The sequence below is a fragment of the Planomonospora algeriensis genome, from assembly GCF_977012225.1.
This window is the reverse complement of sequence record NZ_CDRNDK010000347.1, coordinates 1-6,848: the sequence shown is the minus strand read 5'-3', so window position 1 is coordinate 6,848 and position 6,848 is coordinate 1. Positions and strand designations below refer to the sequence as shown.

General features: G+C 73.0%; 5 protein-coding genes and 1 pseudogene. All 6 read left to right on the top strand.

All coding sequences use genetic code 11. The features are described 5' to 3' along the window. The coding region (locus ACWJ6R_RS27000) for a cobalamin B12-binding domain-containing protein (RefSeq protein WP_449064928.1) at positions 1-539 on the top strand (539 nt) is incomplete at its 5' end. Then, entirely contained in the window at positions 536-2,722 is a 2,187-nt protein-coding gene (gene scpA / locus ACWJ6R_RS26995) for a methylmalonyl-CoA mutase (protein WP_449064927.1), read from the top strand. The genes ACWJ6R_RS27000 and scpA, both read left to right, overlap by 4 nt. Continuing rightward, complete coding sequence (gene meaB, locus ACWJ6R_RS26990) at positions 2,712-3,689, top strand: methylmalonyl Co-A mutase-associated GTPase MeaB (protein ID WP_449064926.1); 978 nt, start codon at positions 2,712-2,714, stop codon at positions 3,687-3,689. The genes scpA and meaB overlap by 11 nt, the downstream gene beginning before the upstream one ends. A gap of 360 nt (positions 3,690-4,049) precedes the next feature. Continuing rightward, a complete protein-coding gene (locus ACWJ6R_RS26985; RefSeq protein ID WP_449064925.1) occupies positions 4,050-5,423 on the top strand; it encodes a cytochrome P450 in 1,374 nt (457 codons plus the stop codon). Next, a complete protein-coding gene (locus ACWJ6R_RS26980; RefSeq protein ID WP_449064924.1) occupies positions 5,420-6,301 on the top strand; it encodes a terpene synthase family protein in 882 nt (293 codons plus the stop codon). Before ACWJ6R_RS26985 ends, ACWJ6R_RS26980 begins: the two co-directional genes overlap by 4 nt. Next, a pseudogene (locus ACWJ6R_RS26975) lies at positions 6,298-6,848 on the top strand (prenyltransferase/squalene oxidase repeat-containing protein); the annotation flags it as partial. The gene ACWJ6R_RS26980 and the pseudogene ACWJ6R_RS26975, both read left to right, overlap by 4 nt.

The following is a 6,848-nucleotide window of genomic DNA, read 5'->3' as shown; positions in this document are numbered from 1 at the left end:
CGGAGGGCCTGCCGGTCGTGCACCACGCCGGGGAGTTCGAGGCGCTGCGCGACCTGGCCGACGCCCAGGGGACCCGCCCGGTCGTCTTCCTGGCCACGATCGGCCCGGTGGCCGCGCACACCGCGCGCGCCTCGTTCGCAGCCAACCTGTTCCAGGCGGGCGGCCTGGCCACCGTCGCCTGCGGACCGCTGACCGATCCCGGTGAGATCGCCGCCGCGTTCACCGCGAGCGGCGCGCGGGTCGCCTGCCTGTGCTCCGGCGACAAGCTGTACGGCGAGCACACCGAGGAGGTCGCCGCCGCGCTGCGCAAGGCCGGGGCGGAGCGGATCTGGCTGGCCGGCAGGGGGGCCTACCCGAACGTGGACGGCAACGTGCACGCCGGGTGCGACGCCCTCGCCGTGCTCCGTACGACCTTCGACGACCTGGGGGTGGACCGGGCCGCCCCGGACGGTCCGGTGGACTCCGGCACCCCGGGGACGGCCCCGGCCGGCGGCGACGGCCCCGTGACGGCTCCGGACGAGCAGGGAGAGGCCCGATGACGATTCCCGACTTCTCGCAGATCGGCCTGACGGGCGAGGCCGCGGGGCAGGACGGGGGGCCGGACCCGGCCGCCTGGGCGGAGGCCGTACGGCGGGCGACCGGGCAGGATCCCGGCGAGCTGGTGTGGGAGACCCCGGAGGGCATCGCGGTCAAGCCGCTCTACACCGCCGCCGACACCGCGGGCCTGGACTTCCCGCACACCTATCCGGGGATCGCGCCGTTCCTGCGCGGGCCGTACCCGACGATGTACGTCAACCAGCCGTGGACCATCCGGCAGTACGCCGGGTTCTCCACCGCCGAGGAGTCCAACGCCTTCTACCGGCGCAACCTGGCCGCCGGGCAGAAGGGCCTGTCGGTCGCCTTCGACCTGGCCACCCACCGCGGCTACGACTCCGACCACCCGCGGGTGGCCGGCGACGTCGGCATGGCGGGCGTGGCGATCGACTCGATCTACGACATGCGGCAGCTGTTCGACGGGATCCCGCTCGAGAAGATGAGCGTGTCGATGACCATGAACGGCGCGGTGCTGCCGGTCCTGGCGCTGTACATCGTGGCCGCCGAGGAGCAGGGGGTGGAACCCGCCCAGCTGGCCGGGACCATCCAGAACGACATCCTCAAGGAGTTCATGGTCCGCAACACCTACATCTACCCGCCGGCGCCGTCGATGCGGATCATCTCCGACATCTTCGCCTACACCAGCGAGCGGATGCCGAAGTTCAACTCGATCTCGATCTCCGGCTACCACATCCAGGAGGCCGGAGCCACCTGCGACCTGGAGCTCGCCTACACCCTGGCCGACGGCGTGGAGTACCTGCGCGCCGGGGTCGCGGCCGGGCTGGACGTCGACCGGTTCGCGCCGCGGCTGTCGTTCTTCTGGTGCATCGGGATGAACTTCTTCATGGAGGTGGCCAAGCTCCGGGCCGCCCGGCTGCTGTGGGCGCGGCTGGTGAAGGGCTTCGGCGCGGAGAACCCCAAGTCGCTGTCCCTGCGCACCCATTCGCAGACCTCCGGCTGGTCGCTGACCGCCCAGGACGTGTTCAACAACGTCGTGCGCACCTGCGTCGAGGCGATGGCCGCCACCCAGGGCCACACCCAGTCGCTGCACACCAACGCGCTGGACGAGGCGCTGGCCCTGCCGAGCGACTTCTCCGCGCGGATCGCCCGCAACACCCAGCTGCTGCTGCAGCAGGAGTCGGGCACCTGCCGGGTGATCGACCCGTGGGGCGGCTCCTACTACGTCGAGCGGCTCACCTGCGAGCTGGCCGAGCGGGCGTGGGGGCACATCCAGGAGGTCGAGGCCGCCGGGGGCATGGCCAGGGCGATCGACGCCGGGCTGCCCAAGCTCCGTATCGAGGAGGCCGCGGCCCGCACCCAGGCGCGCATCGACTCCGGGCGGCAGCCGGTCATCGGCGTCAACAAGTACCGCCCGGACGCCGACGAGCCCATCGAAGTGCTCAAGGTCGACAACACCGCCGTGCGGGCCAGCCAGCTGGACAAGCTGCGCAGGCTGCGCGCCGAGCGCGACCCGCGGGCGGTGGAGGACGCGCTGGCCGCGTTGACGGAGGGCGCGGCGGGGGACGCCAACCTGCTGGAGCTGGCCGTGCGGGCGGCGCGGGCCAAGGCGACGGTCGGGGAGATCTCGGACGCGCTGGAGAAGGTCTTCGGCCGCCACGCCGGGCAGATCCGCACGATCTCCGGGGTGTACCGCGAGGAGGTGGGCTCGGGCGTGGAGGCCGTACGCGCCGCGTGCGCGCGGTTCGAGAAGGCCGAGGGGCGCCGGCCGCGCATCCTGGTCGCCAAGATGGGCCAGGACGGCCACGACCGGGGTCAGAAGGTGATCGCCACCGCCTTCGCCGACCTGGGGTTCGACGTGGACGTCGGCCCGCTGTTCCAGACGCCCGAGGAGGTGGCCCGCCAGGCGGTCGAGGCCGACGTGCACGTGGTCGGCGTCTCCTCGCTGGCGGCCGGGCACCTGACGCTGGTGCCGGCGCTGCGGGCGGCCCTGGCCGGCCTGGACGCCGAGGACGTCATGATCGTCGTGGGGGGCGTCATCCCGCCCGGCGACTTCGACGAGCTGCGGGCCGCCGGAGCCTCGGCGATCTTCCCGCCGGGCACCGTCATCGCCGACGCGGCGCTGACCCTGCTGGAGGACCTGTCGGCCCGGCTCGGCCATGCGTCTTGACGACTACCTCCACGGGGTGCGGTCCGGCTCGCGCCGCTGGATCGGCCGGGCCGTCACCCTCGTGGAGTCCACCCGCGCCGACCACCGGGAGCTGGCGCAGCGGCTGCTGGTCGAGCTGACGCCGCTGGCCGGCAAGGCCCGCAGGATCGGGGTGTCCGGCGTGCCCGGCGTCGGCAAGTCCACCTTCATCGACGCGCTCGGCACCCACCTGACCGGGCTGGGCCACCGGGTGGCGGTGCTCGCCGTCGACCCGTCGTCCACCCGGACCGGCGGGAGCGTGCTCGGCGACAAGACGCGGATGGCCCGGCTGGCCGCCGACGAGAACGCCTTCATCCGCCCCTCGCCCACCTCCGGGACGCTGGGCGGGGTGGCCAAGGCGACCCGCGAGGCCATGGTCGTCGTCGAGGCGGCCGGGTACGACGTCGTGCTCGTGGAGACGGTGGGCGTCGGCCAGTCGGAGACCGCGGTCGCCGACATGGTGGACACCTTCCTGCTGCTGGCGCTCGCCAGGACCGGGGACCAGCTCCAGGGCATCAAGAAGGGCGTGCTGGAGCTGGCCGACGTGATCGCGGTCAACAAGGCCGACGGCCCGCACGAGCAGGACGCCCGCAGAGCCGCCCGGGAGCTGGCCGGGGCGCTGCGGCTGCTCCGCTCCGAACGCACGGTCCCCGTGCTGACCTGCAGCGGGCTGACCGGAGCCGGTCTGGCGGAGCTCTGGCGGCAGCTGGCCGCGCACCGGGACGCCCTGGAGGCGTCGGGGGAGCTCGCCGACCGGCGGCGGCGCCAGCAGGTCGGCTGGACCTGGGCGCTGGTCACCGACCGCCTGCTGCGGACGCTGCACGACCATCCGGGCGTGGCGGCCGTCGCGGGGGAGGTCGAGCGCGAGGTCCTGGACGGCTCCCTCACCCCGGCGCTGGCCGCCGACCGCATCCTCGGCGCCTTCACGGAGGGCGGCCTCCGGCCCTGATCGTGTGAGGGCGATCACTCTCCGTGATGCCTGGCTGCCGGACCGGGCCGTCAATTAAGGCGTTTACGTTAAATCATGGTTAATGCCGTGGTTTGTCGTGCCCGGCGAGATTTCGGGATGGATGTGAACTTGATCGATCCTAGTCGATCATGTGATACTTCGTCCCGAGAATTACGAATGTCGTGATGTGGTCTGCTTTGAATGTGTAGCGTCCGCAAGAAGGTGGGCGGCGAGGCAGGTGAGGGCCGCGGGCCGGGTCCGATCCGCGCCCGGTACCGACCGCCGATCGCCGTCTCCGCACCTGATGCCGCCATACCGCTGTACACCGCGGATCCTCATCGCGCAGGTGGGAGACAGGCAGTGCCGATCGACGTGGACGCCGGGCCCTCCCGGCGGGTGGAATCCGTTCCGATGCGCCGGGCGCTGCCGAGGCTGGTGCACGACCCGGTGAGCGCCCTCGCGGAGTTCGCGAGGGAGGCCCGGGGGGAGGTCGTCCGGCTGGACCTGGGCCCGTTCCGGCCGTATCTGGTGACCCATCCGGACCACGTCCAGCAGGTGATGCGCACCCGGTGGGAGAACTACCAGCGCGAGGGCATGTTCTGGCGGCCCCTGCGCCGCCTCTTCGGGACCGGGATCATGAGCGAGGGCGAGGTCTGGCAGAACAGCCGCGCCACCCTCCAGCCGCTGTTCACCGCCCGGTACGTCGCCACGATCGCCGACGAGGTGGCGCGACGCGTCACCGACCGGATCGAGGAGTGGGCGGAGCACGCCCGGACGGGACGGACCGTCGACGCCGTGGCGGAGATGTCCGGCATCGTCAGCTTCATCGTCAACCGGGTGCTGTTCGGGGACAAGCTGAGTCGCGCGGACGGCGAGCGGCTCATCCCCGCCTACGACATCGCGGCCCACTCGATCGGCTACCGCGTGCTCATGCCGTTCATGCCGTACTTCGTCCGGGTGCCCCGCGACCGGGCCTTCCTCAAGGCCGTCCAGCAGATCGACGACGTGGTCTTCCCGGTGGTCCGCAGGTCGATGGCCGATCCCGGGGAAGGCGACGACATCATCTCCGTGCTCTGCCGGTCCACCGGCGCCGACGGCGAGAGGTTCACCGACCGGCAGATCCGCGACGCCCTGGTGAGCGTCTACGCGGCATCGTCGGAGACCACCGCGATGGTCATCGCCTGGCTCTGGCTGCTGCTGGACGCCCACCCCGGGGTCGCGGCCCGGCTGCAGGCCGAGATCGACGAGGTGGTCGGCGAGGGCCCCGCCCGCCCCGAGCACATCGCCCGGCTGACCTACACCCGCATGGTCCTGCAGGAGGTCGTGCGGCTGTACCCGGCGGGCTGGATCTTCCCCCGGATGGTCATGGAGGACGGGGAGATCGGCGGCGTGCCGATCAGGCGCGGTTCGACGGTGCTGATCACCCCCTTCGCCTCGCACCGGCTGGACGAGTTCTGGGAGGACCCGCTGGAGTTCGACCCCGAGCGGTTCGCGCCCGGCAGGCAGGAGCGCCGGCACCGGTACGCCTACTTCCCCTTCGGGGGCGGCCCGCACAAGTGCCTGGGCGAGCACCTGTTCCACGTCGAGGCGCCGCTCATCGTCGCAGGAGTCCTCAGCCGGTTCCGGCTGGACGTGCGCACCCCGGGGCCGTTCATCCCCGCCCGGGCCGCCTCGCTGCGCCCCCGCCAACGGGTCGAGCTGGGCATCCGCTTCGCCGGGGAGGAGTCCCGGTGAGCGCGACCGGCGACCGCTCCCGCTCGTCCGCGGTGGAGTGCGGTACGGCCTCCGCCGTGGCGGGGCGGTCCCAGCGCGAGATGCGGCAGTGGGCCGAGACCTACCCCGGCCTGTTCTCCGCCAAGCCGTTCGACGCCGCCCTGTACAGCACGCTCTCGCTCGCCATGGCCTTCAGCGGGCCGTGGCTCACCGCCGAGCAGCTGCGCATGGCGAACAAGGCCTCCCTGTGGGCGTTCGGGCTGGACTGGCTCGTCGACTACGTCGCCACCTCGCCGCAGGAGGTGGAGGAGACCGCCCGGCGGTGCCGGGAGGCGGCCGCCGGAGCCCCGCCGGCCGACGGCGACGACCTGGCCCGCATGCTGGCCGACATCCGGGACGAACTCGCCTCCTCTCCAGTCTTCCCCGAGCTCGGACCGGTCTGGCGGGACGAGCTGGACCGCATGCTGGACGGGATGCTCACCGAGTGGCGCTGGAAGGCGGACAAGACCGTCCCGACGTTCGAGGAGTACCTCGGCAACGCCGACAACCTCGGCTTCTCCTTCGTGTTCGCCGCCCACTGGATCCACGTCTCGGACCGAGGGCCGGTCGTGGACGCCGATCGGGTGCGGGAGGCGAGCCGCGCCGTGCAGCGGGTCATCCGCCTCCTCAACGACCTGGGCACCTACGAGCGGGACGTCGCCTGGGGCGACCTCAACGCCCTCCTGCTCGACGTCCCCCGCGCCGAGGTGGAGCGGCGGGTCGCCGAGCTCGCGGCCCGGAGCCGGGAACTGATCGAGCCGCTGCGGGACGCCCAGCCGGGACTGGCGGGCTACCTGGAGCGGCAGATGGACTTCTGCGCCGGCTTCTACCGGGTGGGCGACTACTGGGGGACCCTTTGAGCGTCGACGTGAACACCGGTACGGCCCTGCTCCCGGGGACGGGCGAGAGCGGCGCGGCCGGGCCCGATCCGGCTGCCGGGGCCCGTGAGCTGGTCGCCGGTCTGCTGGCCCGGCCGTGGGGGCAGGTGTCCCCGTCGGTCTACGAGACCGGGCGCGTGGTGAGCCTGGCCCCCTGGCTGACCGGCCATGCCGAGCGGGTCGGATTCCTGCTCGCCGCCCAGCGGGCGGACGGCGGCTGGGGCCGCCCCGAGGGCGGTTACGCGCTCGTCCCGACGCTGAGCGCGGCCGAGGCGCTCCTGGCGGAGCTGCGGCGCCCCTCTCCCTGCGCGGACCCGGTCGTGCTGGCCGGGGCGGTCCGGCGAGGGCTGGAGGCGGCCCGGCGCTGGTCGGGCCCGGACGGGCCGCCGCTGCCCGACATGCCGGCGATCGAGCTGATCGTGCCCTCCCTGGTGGCCCTGATCGACGGGCACCTGGTCGACGGGCGCGTGGCGGACGGACGCCCGGACGGCGCGAGTCCGCGGGCGCGCTCCCGGACCGGGCGGACCCG

What these genes read in the sequence shown, in the direction of transcription:
- scpA (WP_449064927.1), top strand. Translation starts at nt 536, where the DNA reads ATGACGATTCCCGACTTCTCGCAGATCGGCCTGACGGGCGAGGCCGCG.
- meaB (WP_449064926.1), top strand. Translation starts at nt 2,712, where the DNA reads ATGCGTCTTGACGACTACCTCCACGGGGTGCGGTCCGGCTCGCGCCGC.